The sequence below is a fragment of the Sporosarcina sp. Marseille-Q4063 genome, assembly GCF_018309085.1.
GTDB lineage: Bacteria > Bacillota > Bacilli > Bacillales_A > Planococcaceae > Sporosarcina.
In genome coordinates, this window is the sequence record NZ_CP070502.1 from 3,319,126 (window position 1) to 3,337,743 (window position 18,618).

An 18,618-nucleotide genomic window follows, 5' to 3' on the forward strand; every position below is an offset into this window, starting at 1 on the left:
AATGACAACAACAACAAAAATAGAACGTTTGAAAAACTATATTGGTGGAGAATGGGTTGATTCACTTACAGATAAAAGTGAAATTGTTGTAAATCCAGCAACAGGAGAGGAATTAGCTGAAGTACCTCTTTCAACAAAAGAAGATCTTGAACGTGCAGTCGAAGCCGCAGATGAAGCATTTAAAACTTGGTCAAAAACCGCAGTACCGCGTCGTGCTCGTATTTTATTTAAATATCAACAGCTGCTCGTCGAAAACTGGGATGAGTTAGCAAAACTAATCACTATTGAAAATGGTAAAAGTTTTGCAGAAGCACACGGCGAAGTACTGCGCGGTATCGAATGTGTTGAATTTGCAGCAGGTGTGCCAACGCTTATGATGGGTGAACAATTGCCTGATATTGCAACAGGAATCGAATCAGGAATGTATCGATACCCAGTTGGGATAGTCGGTGGAATTACACCATTTAACTTCCCGATGATGGTGCCTGCTTGGATGTTCCCACTTGCGATTGCATGCGGAAATACATTTATCCTAAAACCATCGGAACGTACACCACTTCTTGCGAATCGTCTGATTGAATTATTTACAGAAGCTGGTCTACCAAAAGGCGTTTTGAATCTTGTGCATGGTGCACATGATGTTGTTAATGGAATTCTTGAACATAAAAAAATCAAAGCAGTTTCATTTGTTGGGTCACAACCTGTTGCTGAATATGTGTATAAAACTGGAGCAGCAAATTTAAAGCGTGTTCAAGCACTTGCTGGAGCTAAAAACCACTCTATCGTATTAGCAGATGCCAACTTAGATGCTACAACGACACAAATTATAAGTGCTGCTTTTGGATCAGCTGGCGAACGGTGTATGGCAGCGGCGGTTGTTGCAGTAGAAGAGTCTATTGCAGATGAACTCGTTGAAAGACTCAAACAGGCGGCAGATGCACTTATTATAGGTAACGGGCTTGATGAAGGCGTATTCCTAGGACCCGTAATCCGTGATTCTCATAAAGACCGAACGCTTGGTTATATTGATAAAGGGGTAGAAGAGGGAGCGACTATGGTACGTGACGGTCGCAAAGATAAAGAAGTTGAAGGAAAAGGTTATTTTGTAGGACCTACAATCTTTGACAATGTGACACGAGAAATGAAAATTTGGCAAGATGAAGTTTTCGCTCCAGTCCTTTCTATTGTACGAGTTAAAGATTTAGCAGAAGGAATAGAGGTTGCAAATGCTTCACCATTTGCAAATGGTGCTTGCTTATATACTGATAGTGCAGCAGATATTCGTCAATTCCGGGAAACGATTGATGCAGGAATGCTCGGTATCAACCTTGGAGTTCCAGCACCTATGGCATTTTTCCCATTCTCGGGCTATAAAGACTCGTTTTATGGTGATCTTCATGCAAATGGTAAAGATGGCGTTGAGTTTTATACAAGAAAGAAAATGGTTACAGCGCGATACATGAAATAAAATAGTTGTAAAAAGGAAGAGGAGATGGTGTGCGTAACCTCTCCGACTTCCTTCTTTTCATATATAAAGAATATAAGAGAGAAGGGATAGAACATGAATACGATTCGATTAACGACAGCACAAGCACTTGTTAAATTTATAAATGCACAATATGTTGAATTTGATGGTAAACAGGAAAGATTTGTAAAAGGCATTTTCACGATTTTTGGTCATGGGAACGTTGTCGGTTTAGGAGAGGCGCTTTCGGAATCTCCAGGTGAACTCGAAGTTTATCAAGGTCGAAATGAACAAGGTATGGCAAATGCGGCCATGGCTTTTGCGAAACAAAAACATCGTAAACAAATCATTGCATGCACATCGTCTGTTGGTCCTGGAGCCGCAAATATGGTGACGTCAGCGGCGACCGCCACAGCAAATAATATTCCACTATTATTGTTACCTGGTGATGTCTTCGCAACTCGTCAACCAGATCCAGTTCTTCAACAGATTGAACAAACACATGATTTGTCTATCTCAACAAATGATGCATTCCGCCCGGTAAGCAAGTATTGGGACCGTGTCAGTCGCCCGGAGCAGCTAATGTCAGCGATGCTCAATGCAATGCGTGTCTTAACGAACGCGGCAGATACGGGTGCTGTCACAATTTCACTCCCTCAAGACGTACAAGCTGAAGCATGGGATTATCCAACCTCATTTTTTGAAAAGCGGATTCATCGAATTGAACGACGTCTTCCGTCGGTTGAAAGTGTAAAAGAAGCAGCCGAACTTATCCAATCAAAGAAAAAACCATTGCTTATATTAGGTGGCGGTGTACGCTATTCAGAAGCGGCAGATGAATTCGTAAAATTTGCGGAAACGCATCATATTCCTTTTGCAGAAACACAGGCGGGTAAAAGTGGAGTTGAAAGTTCCCATCTACTGAATCTTGGCGGCATTGGTGTAACAGGAAACTCTTCCGCAAATAAGATTGCAAACGAAGCTGACCTAATTATTGGTGTGGGTACGAGGTTTACTGATTTTACAACAGCTTCCAAACAATTATTTGGTAATGCTGATATTCTAACGATAAACATCTCTGAATTTCATGCAAATAAATTGGATGCGACTCAAGTTGTTGCTGATGCACAGGAAGGTCTAAAAGCGATTGGTCTAGCAATTGAAGATTACAAAACTAGCTACGACAATGAGATTGAAGAAGCCCAAAAAGGGTGGCAAGAAGAACTTGAACGCCTTTACGGGATAACTTATGGTGATGGATTCATCCCGGAAATTGCTGGACATTTGGATGATAAGCTTGATGAGTATCGAGAAGCACTTGGTTCTGATCTTGCACAGACACGTGTTCTTGGTGTGATAAATGAATTAGTAGACGAAGATGCGATAATCGTCGGTGCGGCTGGAAGCTTACCTGGTGATTTACAACGTATGTGGAAGTCTGGAAAACGCAATACATATCATATGGAATATGGTTATTCCTGTATGGGATATGAAATCGCGGGTTCTTTTGGTGTGAAACTTGCAGAACCTACTAAAGAGGTATATGCAATGGTAGGGGATGGAAGTTATTTGATGCTCCATACAGAACTTGTAACGAGTATTCAAGAAAATAAAAAGATTTATATTCTGCTATTCGATAACTCTGGTTTTGGGTGCATCAATAATTTACAAATGGGTAATGGGTTACCAAGTTTCGGTACAGAATTTCGTAAACGAAATGAAGAAACTGGCCAAATGGATGGATCGATTATGACGATTGACTTTGCAAAAGTAGCAGAAGGCTACGGTGCAAAAACATATACCGTACACACAAAGGAAGAACTCGAAGCTGCATTACTTGATTCAAAAAAACAAAAAGTAACAACATTGATTGACATTAAAGTACTGCCTAAAACAATGACTGATGGCTACGACGCTTGGTGGCATGTAGGAGTTCCAGAAGTTTCAGAAAAAAAGAGTGTACAAAACGCATATGAAAGTAAGGAAGATAATCTAGGAAAAGCCCGTAAATATTAACTGTTTGATACCTTGAAATAATGATTGTAAACAAAGATACTCCTGCGGGCAAGGAAGGCAAAGATAGAGAGAGAATCGCTCACTTTTGCCTAGTGAGCCCTTACAGGAGAAGCTGCCTCGTAGAACGGATTTGGCGACGAGAAACGGAAATCAACAACGCTCTATTTAAGGGGCTGAGTCAAATGATTTTCTTATTTAATGAGAATCTTTACTTAACATATCCAAGAAGGAGAAATAATATGACACTCGTAAAAATGAAGGATATTTTACAAGCAGCCGAAGAGAATAACTATGGTGTCGGTGCTTTTAGCGTTGCGAATATGGAAATGGTTATCGCGGCAATTAGAACGGCAGAGGAGCATCGTTCACCACTCATTTTGCAAATTGCAGAAGTTCGTCTTGGACCTTCCCCGCTTCATTTAATCGGTCCGATGATGATTGAAGCTGCAAAAAAAGCGAGCGTACCGGTTGCGGTCCACTTTGATCATGGTGAAACGGAAGAAAAGATTAAAGAAGCGCTAGAAATTGGGTTTACATCAGTCATGTATGACGGTTCACTTCTTTCGCTTGAAGAAAATATAGTGGAAACGAAAAAGATAGTGAAACTTGCAGAATCCTACGGGGCGACAGTAGAGGCTGAAATTGGCCGAGTAGGTGGAAGTGAAGATGGGACGGTTGATATTGAAATCGCAATTACATCTGTTGAGGAAGCGAAACGATTTGCTACGGAAACGGGAATTGATGCACTTGCGATAGCAATTGGTAATGCCCACGGAGTTTATAAAGGGAAACCGAATTTACGGTTCGACCTACTTGATGAAATTAATCAAGAAGTTGAAATTCCTCTCGTTCTACACGGCGGTTCCGGTATCTCACAAGATGATTTTCGTACTGCTATTGTCCATGGAATCCGTAAAATCAACGTTGCAACATCTACATTTAACAATGTTGTAAAATGTGTTAATGAAGATGCACCTTTCACGGATTACTTTACTTTTCACGAGCGGTTGATTCAAGCTGCTGCTGAAAATGTGAAAGTCCATATGGAAATGTTTCAAAGTACAGGACGCATTTAGGAGGAATATGTATGTATGAAAAATTAGGTGAATTAAAAGAAGGCTACACAAAAATTACGGATATGGAAGATAAACATTCGGATATGCTTCAAGATATTGGGATTTATACATTAGCTGTAGACAAAGTAGAAGTGTTTTCTGACAATAAAAAGGAACAAGCAATTCTTTTACTTGAGGGAGCTGTCCTATTGGAATGGAATGGCCAGTCACAGGAAGTAAAACGGGCATCGGTTTTTGAGGACAATCCGTGGTGTCTACATGTACCTCTTGGAATGGATGTTAAAGTAACTGCACTCGACAAAAGCGAAGTTCTTGTTCAAAAAACAGATAATGAAACATCATTCGAAGCAAAACTGTATACTCCGGAAGATTGCGAAAGTACACAAGCAGGTGAGGGGATGTGGGATGGAACAGCTGAACGTGTAATTCGTACGATTTTCGACTACAATAATGCACCTTATTCTAACTTAGTAATTGGTGAAGTTATTTCGTATCCAGGCCGTTGGTCGAGCTATCCACCTCACCACCACGACCAACCAGAAGTTTATTACTACCGTTTCGACAAACCACAAGGATTCGGTTGTGCGATGGTTGGGCAAGATGCGTATCGACTTGAACATAATAGTTACCTAACGATACCAGGTGATTTAGACCATCCACAGGCAACGGCACCCGGTTATGCAATGTATTTCTGCTGGATGATCCGCCATTTGGAGAATAACCCATGGACGGAGCGAGTTTTTGAGGAAGAACATAAGTGGATGCTTGAGTCAGATGCAAAAATATGGCCTGAAAAATAAATTTGGTAAGCAACAGCGCTGCATATAAGAGCGCTGTTTTTCATCCTTTAATGAAAGCAGGTGAGTGTTTGAAAAAGGAACAAGCAAATCCAATATCTATCAAGGACCATCTTAACTTTATAGCGATGGTTTTCTGTTTTTGGATGGCAATTTATATTTATGCGCCGGTCTTCGGTGTTTATTTGGAAACGATTAACTTCTCGTATTCTACAATTGGTGTTATTTTAGGAAGCTACGGTGTTACACAAGTTCTGTTTCGTTTACCGTTAGGGGTATTGTCAGATCATCTACAAGGAATTCGAAAAAATCTATTGATTATTGGATTTGTAATGGCCCTGCTAAGTAATCTTTTGCTCGTTTATTTCGAGTCATTTTTAGTAGTTATAATCGCACGACTCTTAATTGGAATAACTGCCTCAATGTGGGTAATGGCAACCGTTTTATATTCATATTATTTTACAGCCCAACATTCAGCCAAAGCGATGGGTATTATGCAGTTTGTAACAGTCGCAACTCAATTTTTGGGGATGGCGATCAGTGGATATCTGGTTTATTTGTTCGGTTGGACTTTTCCATTCTGGCTAGGAACAATTGCATCAGCTGGTGGTATTTATTTTTCCTGGAAAATAAAAGATGTTCCTTCGGAGAATGAAAAAGCGAAACCCGAAATTTCTATGAAACAACATATAATAGAAGTGATAAGAATACCAAACTTATTAATCATTACTTTTTTATCGCTCGTTGCCCATGCTATCCTATTCATTACAATTTTTGGTTTTAGTCCAATTATTGCATCGTCAGTTGGGGTGTCAGAGAAATTATTTGTTTGGTTAATTATCGCATTTTTTATTCCACATATTTTGGCTTCTATTAGTTTTATTTTCTTTGAATTACCAGATAGGTTCATTAAAGTTATTATTGTCAGTAGTTTTATCGTAACAGCAGTTTGTTTACTTAGTATCCAAGGAACTGTAACACTTCTAAAACTTAACGTTGCACATGTTGGCATAGGACTAGCGCTAGGTGTTATCTTTCCATTGTTGTTAAGCGAAGTAGTAAAAATTAGCCCTGACTATCTAAAAATGTCTGCAATGGGTTTTTATCAATCTTTTTATGCAATCGGGATTTTGTTAGGTCCGATACTAGCAGGCATTGTCGCAAATTCCTTTGGCTTACTAGAAGTATTTCTATCCACTGGCGTATTGTCACTGATTGTCGGGATCATGTCGATTTTTCTTATTCGGAGCAGACCTTAGATAAAGTTACTCAGTGGCATATGGTACCTCTTAAAAGTCCTCCCAATCCGTACAACCCACCTACAACAAAAAAAGTATCGTTTCTCTCAAATTCAAGAGAAAGGATACTTTGTAAGGGCTTCCGCAACGCATTTCAGGTACCTGTGCAAGAAACTATTCCAAAAATACACTACAATTGCATAATCCAAAAGAAGAACCCCGATTATAAACGCTTTTTCCGGTTTCTTTCGAGTTTTTATTCAAATTCGTGAATTGTCATAATTGCACCTTTCACAGGTACCTTTCTCGATAAAAGAATACTACGAGTCCATCAAATGCAGTGCAAACTCCAAATCCGCTTCCAAATGCTCTTTCATTAATCTACTTGCTAGTTCAGGCTTGTGGTCTGCGATTGCTTGGCAAATTTGATCATGCTCGTCTATTAAAAAAGGTCTTTTGTGCATGACCACGGCTGTACTAAACATGAAAATAATCGATTGCATCCGATCGACTGTGTCAATCATTATTGGGTTATTGCTAGCACGAACAATCAGGTCATGGAAAAGTTTGTTTGCCTCAATGACTTCGTCAGGTGATCCATTCCGCCCGATTTCCACACATTCTCGCAACTTCTTGTGATCCTCTTCTAACATAAATGAAGCAGCCATATAAGCGGCATGGCATTCGATGAGCATACGCATTTGAAACAAATGCCTAAAATCCATTTCCGACGGCTTGATGACCTTTTTTCTTTTGATCAATCCCTCTTGTTCCAACCGCCGAATTGCTTCTCTAATAGGTGTGCGACTAACCCCGATTTCCTCTGCAAGCCTCTCTTCGACCAACTTTGTTCCGCCGGCATATTCTCCACTGAAAATTCGATCACGAATCATTTCATATGCAAGAGTTTGAGCAGTACCTTTTTTATTGTTGACCACGAATGAACCCCTCCAAATTAAATGACATCGATAATTCTATTATACAAAAATAAGTAAAGTAGTGCGTCTATTAAACCGATTGTATCCAAAAACAAATTCACTGTATACAAAACTGAAAACTTATTATATGATACATATAGTTTATGAAAGCGTTTACTCTAGGAGGTAAAGAAATGAATGTAGGATTTATCGGACTTGGAATTATGGGAAAACCAATGGTCCTTAATTTATTGAAGAATGGTTATGAAGTAAAAGCATTTGATTTAAATGAGCAAGCACGTAAAGAGGTTGTTGAGGCAGGCGGAAAAGAAGCCAATAACCTACTGGAAGCAACAAATGAAAGCAATGTCATAATTACCATGCTTCCGAATGCGGCTATTGTGAAGCAGGTGTTGTTGGGTGAAAACGGCGTGTATGAATCAATTCAAGAAGGTGCAGTAGTGATTGACATGAGTTCAATTTCACCGGTAGATTCCCAGTATATCGCTGGAAAGTTTGCTGAGAAAGGCGTTGCATTTTTGGATGCGCCTGTAAGTGGCGGTGAGCCGAAAGCTATTGACGGAACGATGTCAATTATGGTTGGCGGGGAAGAAGACGCTCTTACTAAAGTATTGCCTGTTCTCAAAGCAATGGGAGAAGAAGTAACTTACGTCGGTGGAAGCGGTAGTGGAACGACAACTAAACTAGCAAATCAAATTCTTGTGAATGTCACGATTGCTGCCATGTCTGAAGCTGTTGTACTCGCATCAAAAGCGGGAATTGATGTGGAAAAGATGTATCAAGCAATTAGAGGAGGACTTGCAGGAAGTGCGGTTCTCGATGCGAAGATGCCTCTTGTTCTTGAACGTAATTTCGTTGCGGGCGGCAGAATTGATATTAACCTGAAAGATTTAACGAATGTACTCGAAGCGGGTCATGCAATTGGCGTACCAATGCCACTTACATCGAATGTAGTGGAGATGTTCCATGCGCTTAAGGTAGATGGAAAAGCAGCAGATGATCACGGCGGGCTTGTTCAATATTATGAGAAACTAGCTAACTTTAAAATACCGGTAGGTGGAAAAGAAATTGAATAACGTGCAGAAACGAGTAAATAATCTTCCATCGTATGGTCCCGAGTTAGACATAATGTGGAACAAGGAACGTGAATCATTTTCAACGAAAATCATTGTTTTAGATGACGATCCTACTGGTGTGCAAACGGTACACGGTATACCGGTATTTACGGATTGGAATATAGAAACGATTGAAGAGGTTTTTAAAGAGGAGCGGCAACTAGTTTTCATCTTAACGAATTCACGTGCATTTTCTGTTTTGGAAACAACACAGGTGCATACAGACATAGCACAACGTATTGCGCAAGTTTCGGAACGCCTGGGTCAACCTTATTTACTTGTGAGTAGAGGGGACTCCACTTTACGCGGACATTATCCTTTGGAAACAGAAATTCTAAAAGAAACCATCGAAAAGCAAAGTACACTTCGCTTCGATGGAGAAATTCTATTGCCGTTCTTTAAAGAAGGTGGAAGAGAAACAATCGACGATGTACATTACGTAAAACAAGGGGATAAATATATTCCGGCGGGTGAAACAGAGTTTGCTAAAGATCGAATGTTTGGTTTTTCAAATAGCAATCTACGAGATTGGATTGAAGAAAAAACAAATGGTGTATTCAAACGAGCGTCTGTACAGTCAATTACGTTAGATGAGTTACGTGCACTCGACATCGATGCAATCGTCGAAAAGTTGATGCACCTTAAGAACTTTGAAAAACTTATCGTGAATGCGGTTACGGAGGAAGACGTTAAAGCATTTTCAATTGCATTATTGCGTGCAATAAAATCAGGGAAAATTTATTTATATAGAACAGCCGCTTCGTTTACAAAAGTTATTGGCGATATTTCTTCTAAACCGTATTTAGAGGCGAAAGATTTATTGCATGAAGATAGCCCGTATGGTGGGCTTGTCGTTATCGGATCACATGTTCAAAAATCTACAGATCAGCTGAATCGCTTGAAAGAAAAAGAGTCACTCCATTTTATTGAGTTTGCTTGCAACCTTGTTGTCGAAAACAATCTATTTAATGAAGAAATTAAACGTGTCCAACATGAAGTTAATGCAAAAATTTCAGAAGGAACGACGGTTGTTGTTTACACTTCAAGAGAACGCCTTGATTTGGGTGAAGGTCGCGGGGAAGAAGAGCTTGCATTATCTGTGAAAATTTCAAATGCAGTCACGCAGTTTGTTAATCAGTGTCATCCACAACCGCGTTTCGTTATTGCCAAAGGCGGCATTACGTCAAGTGATGTCGGAACAATTGGGCTTAAGGTAAAAAAGGCCGAAGTACTAGGACAGATTGCGCCGGGAGTTCCAGTTTGGAAAACAGGGGAAGAAAGTGTCTTTCCGGAAATCCCGTATGTAATCTTCCCAGGGAATGTAGGAGAAGTAGATACACTAAAGGAAGTCGTAGAAAAGTTGCAATAACAAGTTGCAATAACAAATAGGGGGTATTGAAATGGTAGAAGGAAATATGTTAATTGTGATTTTTATCTTATCGCTAGCCGCGTTATTTTTCATGATATTGAAGCTCAAAGTTGAGCCTTTTATGTCACTAATTGGGGTAGCACTTGCAGCGGCTCTTGTTCTCGGATTTCCGTTAGCGGAAATACCAGGTATCGTAGCAACTGGTTTTGGATCCACATTAATCGGTGTTGGGATATTAATTGGACTGGGCATTATTTACGGTCAAATTCTTGGTGCATCGGGTGCAATTGAAAAAATTGCGCAAGCAGTACTACGATTATTCGGTGCAAAAAGATCGGCAGCCGGATTATCCATTACAGGTGTTGCTGTATCAATCCCGGTCTTTTTCGATGCAGCTTTCGTTATTTTAAGCGGGCTTGTAAAAAGTTTGTCGAAAAGAACTGGAATTTCTATTGTTACATTTGTAACGGCGCTTGGTGTCGGTCTCATTGTATCTCACAGTATGATTCCGCCAACGCCAGGTCCATTAGTCGTTGCTGAAAATACCGGTGCGGATTTAGGATTATTTATTTTATACGGTATTCTTTGTGCAATCCCTTCCACACTTATTGGTGGCTACTTTTACGGTACGTTTATCGGAAAACGTATAAAAGTCACGGATTCCGTTGATGTGGAGGAGGAATTGCCTGTTGAGGAAACAAAAACAGGTAAGGAAATTTCTACAGGTTTATCGTTATTTCTACTAGCGTTGCCGATTGGTTTAATCCTTCTGAACACAGTGACAAAGTTATGGCTTCCGGCAGGGCCCCTCACAACGCTTCTTGGATTTATCGGGGACAAAAACGTAGCGCTTTTCATTAGTGTGGTTGTTGGATTGATTGTTTTACGACCATATATTCAAGTACCTTATAGTAAATTATATGATGAAGCGATGAACTCGGCTGGAATGATTATTTTAGTGACTGGTGCGGGTGGTGCTTTTGGAGCGGTGATTAGCCAAAGTGGGATTGGGGATTATTTAGTCGCAACTATGCAAAGCTGGAGTATGCCAGTTCTGTTGTTGGCGTTTATATTCTCGCAAATTTTACGTGCTTCTCTCGGATCGACTACTGTCGCGCTTATTACGACATCTTCAATATTGGGGCCTCTAGCTGTGGAATTGGGTGCATCTCCTGTTTTACTGGGACTTGCAATTTGTGCGGGCGCAATCGGTCTTTCGTTACCGAATGATTCAGGATTCTGGGTTGTTAACAAATTTGGTCGCTTAACAATCCCGCAAACTCTTCAAGCCTGGACTATTGGTGGATTTATTGCTGGGCTTTCGGCATTGGGAATGGTATTGCTACTTAGTCTGTTTAGCGGATTCTTGCCGGGCTTGTAATTTTGATTTGACGAGACACGAAGTGAAATAATATTATTAAATGAAATAGAAGTCAGCCATAAATATTCGGCTGACTTCTATTTGAATTTATTGTCATAATTCCATCTTTCCCGGTATCTTAAAGGCTCTTCTCCTGATCATAATCCCGCAACTTACAATAAACCCTAGTAGCAACAAACCCCACCAAAATAAGCACCGTTGCCATCAATCCACCTTCTAACCCAAACGCACCACCTGTTAACCAATCACGCCCTGCAACTGTTTCAACGCTATAAATACCATTCGGCGCCGTCCCACTGACCGCAAAACCAAAAACATTTCCTTGAAAATAATTCCACATAATATGATAGCCAATTGGCAACCACAGACTATTTGTCGCATAAAACATATACGCGAATAAAATACCGACTACCGCGATATTGATCAACCCTAAAATACTGACATTGGGATTTAAACCGTGCGCGATGCTGAAAATCAAAGCGGATGCCACGTAGACTACCCACTTTTTATTCCCTCTGCTCGCCATCGTGGACATGACGTAGCCCCTGAAAAACATTTCCTCCGAGAAACCAACAAGAATGAACAAAATTAGAAAACTAATCGTATACACCGAGAATTGCGGACTCGACAATGGATTCACAAGTGTCACATTCCCAGTCGCCAACAACACAATAAAAATCACGGTAATTGAAATTGCACCGAGAAAAAGTCCGAACCATAAGTCTTTTAAAGAACCTCTAAAGCCCAACTGTTTTATGGTTCCTTTGTTAATAAACCGCCATAACAAGTAAGTGATTAGAATACCGCCAACGGATCCACCGCCTTGCATCAACAAGAAAATCCATGGATGCGTATCAAGAGCAGTTACGATATCAGCGGTACCTGTTTCACCATTAATAAGAGAAGGTGCTTCTGCGAAAATCAATAGTAGTGTACCAGGAAGTGAAAATAACTGTTGAACAATTATTAAAGCGACAAAGGCCAATAAAACAAGCCATCCAGCACGAATTTGACCCGATTCATTTTTAAACATCTAATCCCCCCAATTAAATATCAATAGACTATTGCAAGATTACCATAGTCATTGACAATACTTTTTAGAACGGCAAATAAAGGTAATCACTATTCTGATAATATACTAGAATCACATAAATTAAAAGGGGAAGTCGACACTAATAAATTGTCGACTTCCCTTTTAAGTGTTCTTATTGGTTTCTAACGATTCGATTCAAAACTTTTATATCCGCTTCTTGCTGAATACTACGTGCTGAAAGAACATCAATCGCATTTTTTTGATCTGCCATGTTAGAAGACAAATTTTAAAAATTATCATCGATATGTTTTTCCAAATTACTAAAATAAGGTTCCAATCCGCGAATAAGAGAAGTGTTCAAATCATCAATACTTTTATCTAGCTTATCTATTCTGGAGCCGAAAGTTTCCATTCCGGAGTCGAAGTTGTCCATTCTGGAGCTGAAGTTATCCATTCCGGAGCTGAAATTATCCATTCCGGAGTCAAAGTTATCCATTCTAGAATCTATGCTATCCATTCTAGTATTTAGGGTCGCATCTAATTTATCTATTCTTGCATTTAGAGTTGAATCCAAGCTGTCCATTCTATTATTTAGGGTTACATCTAGATTATTCATACCAGTTTTCAAGTCATCCATCTTATTGTTTAAATCTTTATCTATTGAAATTTGATTTTTTTCCATGGAGTCTAATTTAGCGAGTATTTTACTTAAGGAGCTTTCCATTATTTATCCTCTACTCTATATTAATTATGCCACTAAGTGGGATCGCCTATGACAGTCATTATTAGTAAGGCTAAGAACTGTTTGACCTAATTATACTCGATAAAGCCATCCATAATCAAACGTGCGAAATAAAAGTAAATATGGAAAATTGATTTATGTTTCCACTATTAGCGTGAAAATTTAAATTTAGTATGAAAAATGAGTGCAAATAATTATTTGGTTTAAATTAAAAGGTGAGAGCCGACTTTACAGCTCTCACCTTTCATATTTCAGTTATTATTTATTTTCACCAGATTTTCGCTTCCTATTTTTATCCCTTGATTCAGAATCAAAATCAGCTGCAAATTCTTCGTTCGACTGATTTTTTTGGTTATTGCTATTGCTGTTGATGTTATTTTTGTAGATATCGAAACTATTATGAGTTCTTTCATTCATTGTCTTTTTGGTGTTTTTATTATTCATGTATCATCACCTCCTACGACTTAATGTGCGCAGTTTAGAAGGTTTTATTCCCAAATCGTTGAAAATATCAGCTCGGAAATTTAATGTATGGAAAACTATGACTATTATCCTTGGTAATATGGTACTGTAAAAGGGATGAAAACTTTCGAAATTATGAATAAACGATAAAGGAGATAATATCATGACTTTTGTAAAGAAACCGTTTTTGGCACGCTTTGTTGATGCATTAAAAGATAAAGAAGAATTGAAAACGCCCATTATTGTTAAACATGGCGATTCGATGGATTTGGAAATTGCACGACTACAAAAAGAATTGGCTGACAAGAAATCACCAGATGATCGTAAAAAAATCGAGCAACAAATAAAGTATCTAGAAATCGGCAAGGCTGGCGAGCAGTCGTTACTATTTGAATTAACGAATTCGTTTCTGCCAATGATGATATTGCATGACGTCTACATCGAGCATAAGGGATTGAATGCCCAGTTCGATTTTATTATCGTGACAAGGAAATTTTTTATGGTTATTGAAGTGAAGAAATACTACGGCAATATTACGGTTAATGAAAAAGGCGAATTTATCAGAACCGTGAACCGTGGGAGTCGCACAGTTTTTAAAGAGGGAATGTATAGTCCGGTACGCCAAGTCGAGCGACAAGTAGAGGTTCTTCAATCAATGCTGAAGGATCATAAAATTATTGAAAGAACACCGATTCTTCACGCGGTTGCATTTGCGAATGAAAAGACCGTTATTGATTTGAAAAAGGCGCCTAAAAATATAAAAGATAAAGTATTTCGTTCTGATGGTATTGTTACGTTTTTAAAAGCTGAATTGGCCAAGAAATCTCCAATGCACTTCTTTGATAAAAGAATGCAAGATTTCGCGGAATACATCAAAGGACAACATATCAACAAGCATTTGCTAGAGAATCCTGACGAGGAAGAAGTCAGCTTCTATACAGAAGAGGAAGAAGTTCCAGTCGCTGCAACTGTTGAAGTAGAACCGGTACCAGTTTCGAATGAAGACTTGGAAGTAAAGTTAAAAGAATTCCGTAAAAAAACCGCGGACGAATCTGGAAGAAAGGCGTTCCATATCTTTACGAATAAAACCTTGGATTCTCTCATAGAAATAAAACCAACTACACTTGAAGACTTGCGAAAAGTACCAGGAATAGGCGATAAAAAGATAGAAGAGTTTGGAGCGGAATTGGTGGGAATAATAAATGATAATTAATAGGAAGGCTGACAGAGTATTAGGTACCTGTGCAAGAAACTATTCCAACAATACACTACAATTGCATAAAGTTCTTAAGGGGCACCGACTGTATATGACTTTGTCGATATCCCTTTGGTTTTTTATCCGAACTTGTGAATAGTCATAATTGCACCGTGCACAGGTACCTTGCAATAGGTACCTTGCAATAATCACATATCCCAACCCCACTCGAATAAGATGGATTAATACGTAACTCCGGAAAGAGGTGCAGTATGATCCAAATAGGTGAGAAATCATTTCAACAAAATGACTTGCGACCAACTGATAAGATGGAAAGCACAATCCTTCAGCGGATAAATGAAAGCTCAACTGTTTATTCCTATCAATCCATTGCAGAGTTATCGTATGAGCTGAAGTTGCGCAAAAGTATTATAGATAGTGCAAAAGCTATGGATCTAAGTAATGTTCGATTTGAGGTATTTAAAAATTCGCGTTGCAATCCCGGGTACTGGATCTTAACGAATGTTGGTGGATTTCAGCTACGAGCTGGCGTAAAACCATCAGATGCGATTCGTGATATCTACATGAACAGTTCCCGGTATGCATTCGAATGCGCAACGGCAATGGTTATTATTTATTATCATGCCTTTCTTAACCTGATTGGCGATGATTTATTCAATCAATTATTTCAAGACATTTATTTATACAGCTGGCATGCCGATTCGGACCTCGGATTAAAAGCCTATCATACGCGCGATTTTATCCCCGGAGATGTCGTTTATTTTAATAATCCCGATTTTGATCCTAAAAGGCCTCAGTGGCGAGGGGAGAATGCTGTTGTTTTGGGAGATGGTACGTATTTTGGTCACGGCTTCGGGGTCCAGACAGCTGAACAAATGATTCGTACTTTGAATAGAAGTAGAAAACGAGAGAGCAATCGATCAGCCTATTTATCCAATTTAGTTGCCAGACCGTCGTTTAAACAATTGTCGGATACTTTAGTAGTTCGACAAGTTTATTCGATACCTAAATATCAACCAACAGTTGTTCACCATGGCGACAGTTCAATTTCATTTGATCAATATATGTTTATATAAAACGGAAGCGAAGCAATTTGAACTTTCGAAGTCAAGCAGCTAAAACCTGTTTGGCTTTTTTACTGTTTCATTAAGAAATTTTCAACCGCCTCGTACTTCGGCGACTTATGTGGGTGAATTGTAAAAAGGGCGAAGCTTGAAACCGGAACTTCAATCGGTTCCCACTTTTCTTTTTGAATAAATAGCTTTTTTGTCGTTTTACGTTTTTTAGCGATTGTTATATGCGGTGTAAATCGATCGGAAACGGGTCGATTAAACTGAGCAGCTATGGTTTCATCGATTTCTTTTTGCAACGCTGATAACGCTTTGTTTTCTTCAATCGACAAATAGACGACACGAGGACCTGAAGGAGAACCGAAAAAAGATAATCCGTCAATTTGCATGTTAAATACAGGTGTTTTATCAGCAATCATCCGTAGACTTTCAATCAGAGAGGGCAGTGATTGTTCTGACATGGCGCCTATAAAAAGGAGTGTCACATGTAAGTCTTCTGGATGAGGAATTACTTTGTATACTTCGGTCAACTGATATTTGGCTTTGTAAGAATCCATTATATGTTCAAGGGTCGTAGGGCTTTTTATTCCAATAAAGTAGTGTGCGGACATATTTGTTCCTCCTCTGTATGACTTTTAGTTTAACCGATTATTTGCATCTAATCCTTAGGTATGAATCGGACTTATTTAAGTTTGAAAATTTCCGCTGGTGATATATACGAGTATATACATAATAGAGGAGAGTGGTAAAATGAGGAAATGGTTTTTACTAATAGCCGCAATGGGGTTAGTTTTAGCGCTTGCCGCATGTGGTGGCGACAAGAAGGATGAACCAGTTACAGAACCTGATGGCGTAGAAGATAATGAGCCAGTTGAAGAAGCTGATGAGGATGCAACAGATCCGGCAGATACGGGAGAACTTGAAGAAAATGAAGTGGTAAGAGTCGATTTGATCGATGCGAAAGATACCTCGGTAGGTACGGCAGAATTGTCTGAAGAAGATAATGGCGTGCTTGTAAAAGTGAAAGCGGAGAACTTGCCTGAAGGACCGCATGGTTTTCATTTTCATGAAGCAGGAAAGTGTGAATCGCCCGATTTTGAATCGGCAGGTGGACACTTTAATCCGACAGAAGCAGAACATGGTTTAGAAAATGATAAAGGTCCGCATGCCGGCGACTTGCCGAATCTTGAAGTTGGAAAAGACGGTAAAGTTGAAGAGGAATTTGTTGCAGAACTTGTTACGTTGAAAAAGGGAGAAGCAAATTCATTATTGCAAGATGGTGGGACGGCATTAGTGATTCATGCTGAAGCAGATGACGGAACTAGCCAACCTTCTGGTGATGCAGGAGACCGTATTGTTTGTGGCGTAATTCAATAAGGAATAAATCAAGGAAGCCGACTAGTTAACACTTTGCCGGCTTCCTTTTAATTTTGTGCGTATTCTTTCACAATTTCATAAATCTTCTCAGGTCTCAAATGAATCGATACAGATTCCTCGGTTTGCAAGGTTAGCGCTGAACCGGCGAGCCCTAATTGGCATGCGGTCAATAGCGATTCTTCGTGCAAGAGTCCATAGATTGTACAGGAAGAAAATGCGTCGCTAGCGCCTGTGACATCGACAATTTCAGTTTTGAAAGGTGAGAGATGTCCGGATTCAGTTGGAGAGGAATAATAAACGCCTTGGTCAGAAAGTAAAATAATGACTTTTTGAACGCCGCGTTCTCGGATTTTATTGGCGGTGTTTTCGCAGTCCTCGATTGAGTCGATTTTTGCTTCGCCGAGGACTTCTGCTTCTTCCTGGCTAAGCATTAGCACTTCCACACCTTCAAGACGGTGGGGGAGTTTATTTACTTTTGCTGAAGAAATCGGGTCGATGTACAAAGAGATATTTTCATCCCTGCATCGATTAATCACATAATCTATGCATTCCACGGAAATATTCGTGTCCATAAAAACGGCTTGCGAGGCAACAATATAGGACCACTTTTCTTCAATCATCGGAATAGTAATCTTTTCGTAAATGTTCATATCGGCCATGGCGACGACCGTTTCCCCGTTTTCGTCCAACAAAGTCGTGTAAGTCCCCGTGCGTTCGGTCTGCAAAATCCACACTTGGCTAACATCAACGCCGTGATTTTTCGTTTCCTGCAGCAACCAGTCGCCTTCTTTGTCATCCCCGATTGAGGTCATAAGCGACGTATTATAGCCGAGTCGACTTAAATTTTCGGCGAAATTTCGCGCGACACCACCGCAAACCTCGGTCGTTTTTACTGGATTCGACGAATATAAACGCACTTCTTGATCTGACCGCGCTTTTCGATCCGTGTTAGCCCCGCCGATGCAGACGATTGACGATTCTTCTTGGAGAATATAAGCACGCCCTTTGATTTCACCGCGTTTGGTCAAGTTCGCTATATAGTTCGCAACCGCTGACCGCGATAAACCAACCTTGGCTGATAATTCTTGTTGCGAAATGAATGGGTTTATTTTGATATGGTGTAAAATCTGTTTTTCTTTGTTCAATTAAATCACCTCGTTCTTTTTAAACAATTGTTTGCATTGGTGACAAAAGTTTTCTATACTTAATTGCACTGTAAATGGAAAGTCTAGACCTTGTCAACAATTTGAATTCAAGTATAGAAAAATCATACACCATTGTCACCACTCGGTAAATAGGCTTCACTTGGGAGGAAATGAAATG

Annotated in this window: 17 protein-coding genes; 11 read left to right on the top strand and 6 right to left on the bottom strand. The window is 39.6% G+C overall.

Annotated elements, in window-relative coordinates; genetic code table 11:
• Window position 1 precedes the first annotated feature (1 nt).
• The 5 genes from JSQ81_RS16835 to JSQ81_RS16855 all read left to right on the top strand — a co-directional run bounded on the left by JSQ81_RS16835 (window position 2) and on the right by JSQ81_RS16855 (window position 6,613).
• Window positions 2–1,468: a CoA-acylating methylmalonate-semialdehyde dehydrogenase gene (locus tag JSQ81_RS16835; protein WP_212605157.1), complete on the top strand. Its 1,467-nt coding sequence runs from the start codon at window positions 2–4 to the stop codon at window positions 1,466–1,468.
• A gap of 93 nt (window positions 1,469–1,561) precedes the next feature.
• Window positions 1,562–3,481, top strand: coding sequence for a 3D-(3,5/4)-trihydroxycyclohexane-1,2-dione acylhydrolase (decyclizing) (gene iolD / locus JSQ81_RS16840; RefSeq protein WP_212605158.1), 1,920 nt, complete (start codon window positions 1,562–1,564; stop codon window positions 3,479–3,481).
• Window positions 3,482–3,720: 239 nt separating this feature from the next.
• The gene (locus tag JSQ81_RS16845; protein ID WP_212605159.1) at window positions 3,721–4,557 is read left to right on the top strand and encodes a class II fructose-bisphosphate aldolase; all 837 of its coding nucleotides are present in this window, start codon (window positions 3,721–3,723) and stop codon (window positions 4,555–4,557) included.
• A gap of 11 nt (window positions 4,558–4,568) precedes the next feature.
• Window positions 4,569–5,357, top strand: a complete 789-nt coding sequence (locus JSQ81_RS16850) for a 5-deoxy-glucuronate isomerase (protein WP_212605160.1) — start codon at window positions 4,569–4,571, stop codon at window positions 5,355–5,357.
• A 68-nt stretch (window positions 5,358–5,425) separates the two neighbouring features.
• Window positions 5,426–6,613, top strand: a complete 1,188-nt coding sequence (locus JSQ81_RS16855; RefSeq protein WP_212605161.1) for an MFS transporter — start codon at window positions 5,426–5,428, stop codon at window positions 6,611–6,613.
• A gap of 299 nt (window positions 6,614–6,912) precedes the next feature.
• Here the strand turns inward: JSQ81_RS16855 and JSQ81_RS16860 are convergent, their stop codons facing one another.
• Window positions 6,913–7,485, bottom strand: a complete 573-nt coding sequence (locus JSQ81_RS16860; RefSeq protein ID WP_212607712.1) for a GntR family transcriptional regulator — start codon at window positions 7,483–7,485, stop codon at window positions 6,913–6,915.
• A 218-nt stretch (window positions 7,486–7,703) separates the two neighbouring features.
• Between JSQ81_RS16860 and garR the strand changes: the two genes are divergently transcribed.
• Genes garR through JSQ81_RS16875 form a run of 3 tightly spaced genes read left to right on the top strand, consistent with a single transcriptional unit; the run spans window position 7,704 to window position 11,395 of the window.
• The gene (garR, locus tag JSQ81_RS16865; protein WP_212605162.1) at window positions 7,704–8,606 is read left to right on the top strand and encodes a 2-hydroxy-3-oxopropionate reductase; all 903 of its coding nucleotides are present in this window, start codon (window positions 7,704–7,706) and stop codon (window positions 8,604–8,606) included.
• 1 nt (window position 8,607) lies between these two features.
• On the top strand, window positions 8,608–10,014 hold the full coding sequence (locus JSQ81_RS16870) for a four-carbon acid sugar kinase family protein (protein WP_249336744.1): 1,407 nt from the start codon (window positions 8,608–8,610) through the stop codon (window positions 10,012–10,014).
• 31 nt (window positions 10,015–10,045) lie between these two features.
• Window positions 10,046–11,395 (top strand): GntP family permease, encoded by a 1,350-nt coding sequence (locus tag JSQ81_RS16875; RefSeq protein WP_212605163.1) that lies wholly within the window; start codon window positions 10,046–10,048, stop codon window positions 11,393–11,395.
• A 118-nt stretch (window positions 11,396–11,513) separates the two neighbouring features.
• Here JSQ81_RS16875 and JSQ81_RS16880 read toward each other — a convergent pair whose 3' ends face one another.
• The 3 genes from JSQ81_RS16880 to JSQ81_RS16890 form a co-directional block, all read right to left on the bottom strand.
• Window positions 11,514–12,428 (bottom strand): CPBP family intramembrane glutamic endopeptidase, encoded by a 915-nt coding sequence (locus tag JSQ81_RS16880; RefSeq protein ID WP_212605164.1) that lies wholly within the window; start codon window positions 12,426–12,428, stop codon window positions 11,514–11,516.
• 286 nt (window positions 12,429–12,714) lie between these two features.
• Entirely contained in the window at window positions 12,715–13,152 is a 438-nt protein-coding gene (locus JSQ81_RS16885; RefSeq protein WP_212605165.1) for a hypothetical protein, read from the bottom strand.
• A 276-nt stretch (window positions 13,153–13,428) separates the two neighbouring features.
• Window positions 13,429–13,614, bottom strand: coding sequence for a hypothetical protein (locus JSQ81_RS16890; protein ID WP_212605166.1), 186 nt, complete (start codon window positions 13,612–13,614; stop codon window positions 13,429–13,431).
• Between the two features lie 181 nt (window positions 13,615–13,795).
• Between JSQ81_RS16890 and JSQ81_RS16895 the strand changes: the two genes are divergently transcribed.
• Window positions 13,796–14,845, top strand: a complete 1,050-nt coding sequence (locus JSQ81_RS16895) for an NERD domain-containing protein (protein WP_212605167.1) — start codon at window positions 13,796–13,798, stop codon at window positions 14,843–14,845.
• A 254-nt stretch (window positions 14,846–15,099) separates the two neighbouring features.
• Entirely contained in the window at window positions 15,100–15,924 is an 825-nt protein-coding gene (locus JSQ81_RS16900; RefSeq protein ID WP_212605168.1) for a protein-glutamine gamma-glutamyltransferase, read from the top strand.
• A 59-nt stretch (window positions 15,925–15,983) separates the two neighbouring features.
• On the opposite strand, the gene thpR is transcribed toward JSQ81_RS16900, so the two are convergent.
• Window positions 15,984–16,529, bottom strand: coding sequence for an RNA 2',3'-cyclic phosphodiesterase (gene thpR, locus JSQ81_RS16905; protein WP_212605169.1), 546 nt, complete (start codon window positions 16,527–16,529; stop codon window positions 15,984–15,986).
• A 139-nt stretch (window positions 16,530–16,668) separates the two neighbouring features.
• Here thpR and JSQ81_RS16910 point away from each other — a divergent pair, with 139 nt between their 5' ends.
• On the top strand, window positions 16,669–17,295 hold the full coding sequence (locus tag JSQ81_RS16910) for a superoxide dismutase family protein (protein WP_212605170.1): 627 nt from the start codon (window positions 16,669–16,671) through the stop codon (window positions 17,293–17,295).
• Window positions 17,296–17,342: 47 nt separating this feature from the next.
• Here JSQ81_RS16910 and JSQ81_RS16915 read toward each other — a convergent pair whose 3' ends face one another.
• Window positions 17,343–18,440 carry a carbohydrate kinase gene (locus tag JSQ81_RS16915; RefSeq protein ID WP_212605171.1) on the bottom strand — a complete coding sequence of 366 codons (1,098 nt, stop codon included), beginning with the start codon at window positions 18,438–18,440 and terminating at the stop codon, window positions 17,343–17,345.
• Window positions 18,441–18,618: the final 178 nt, after the last annotated feature.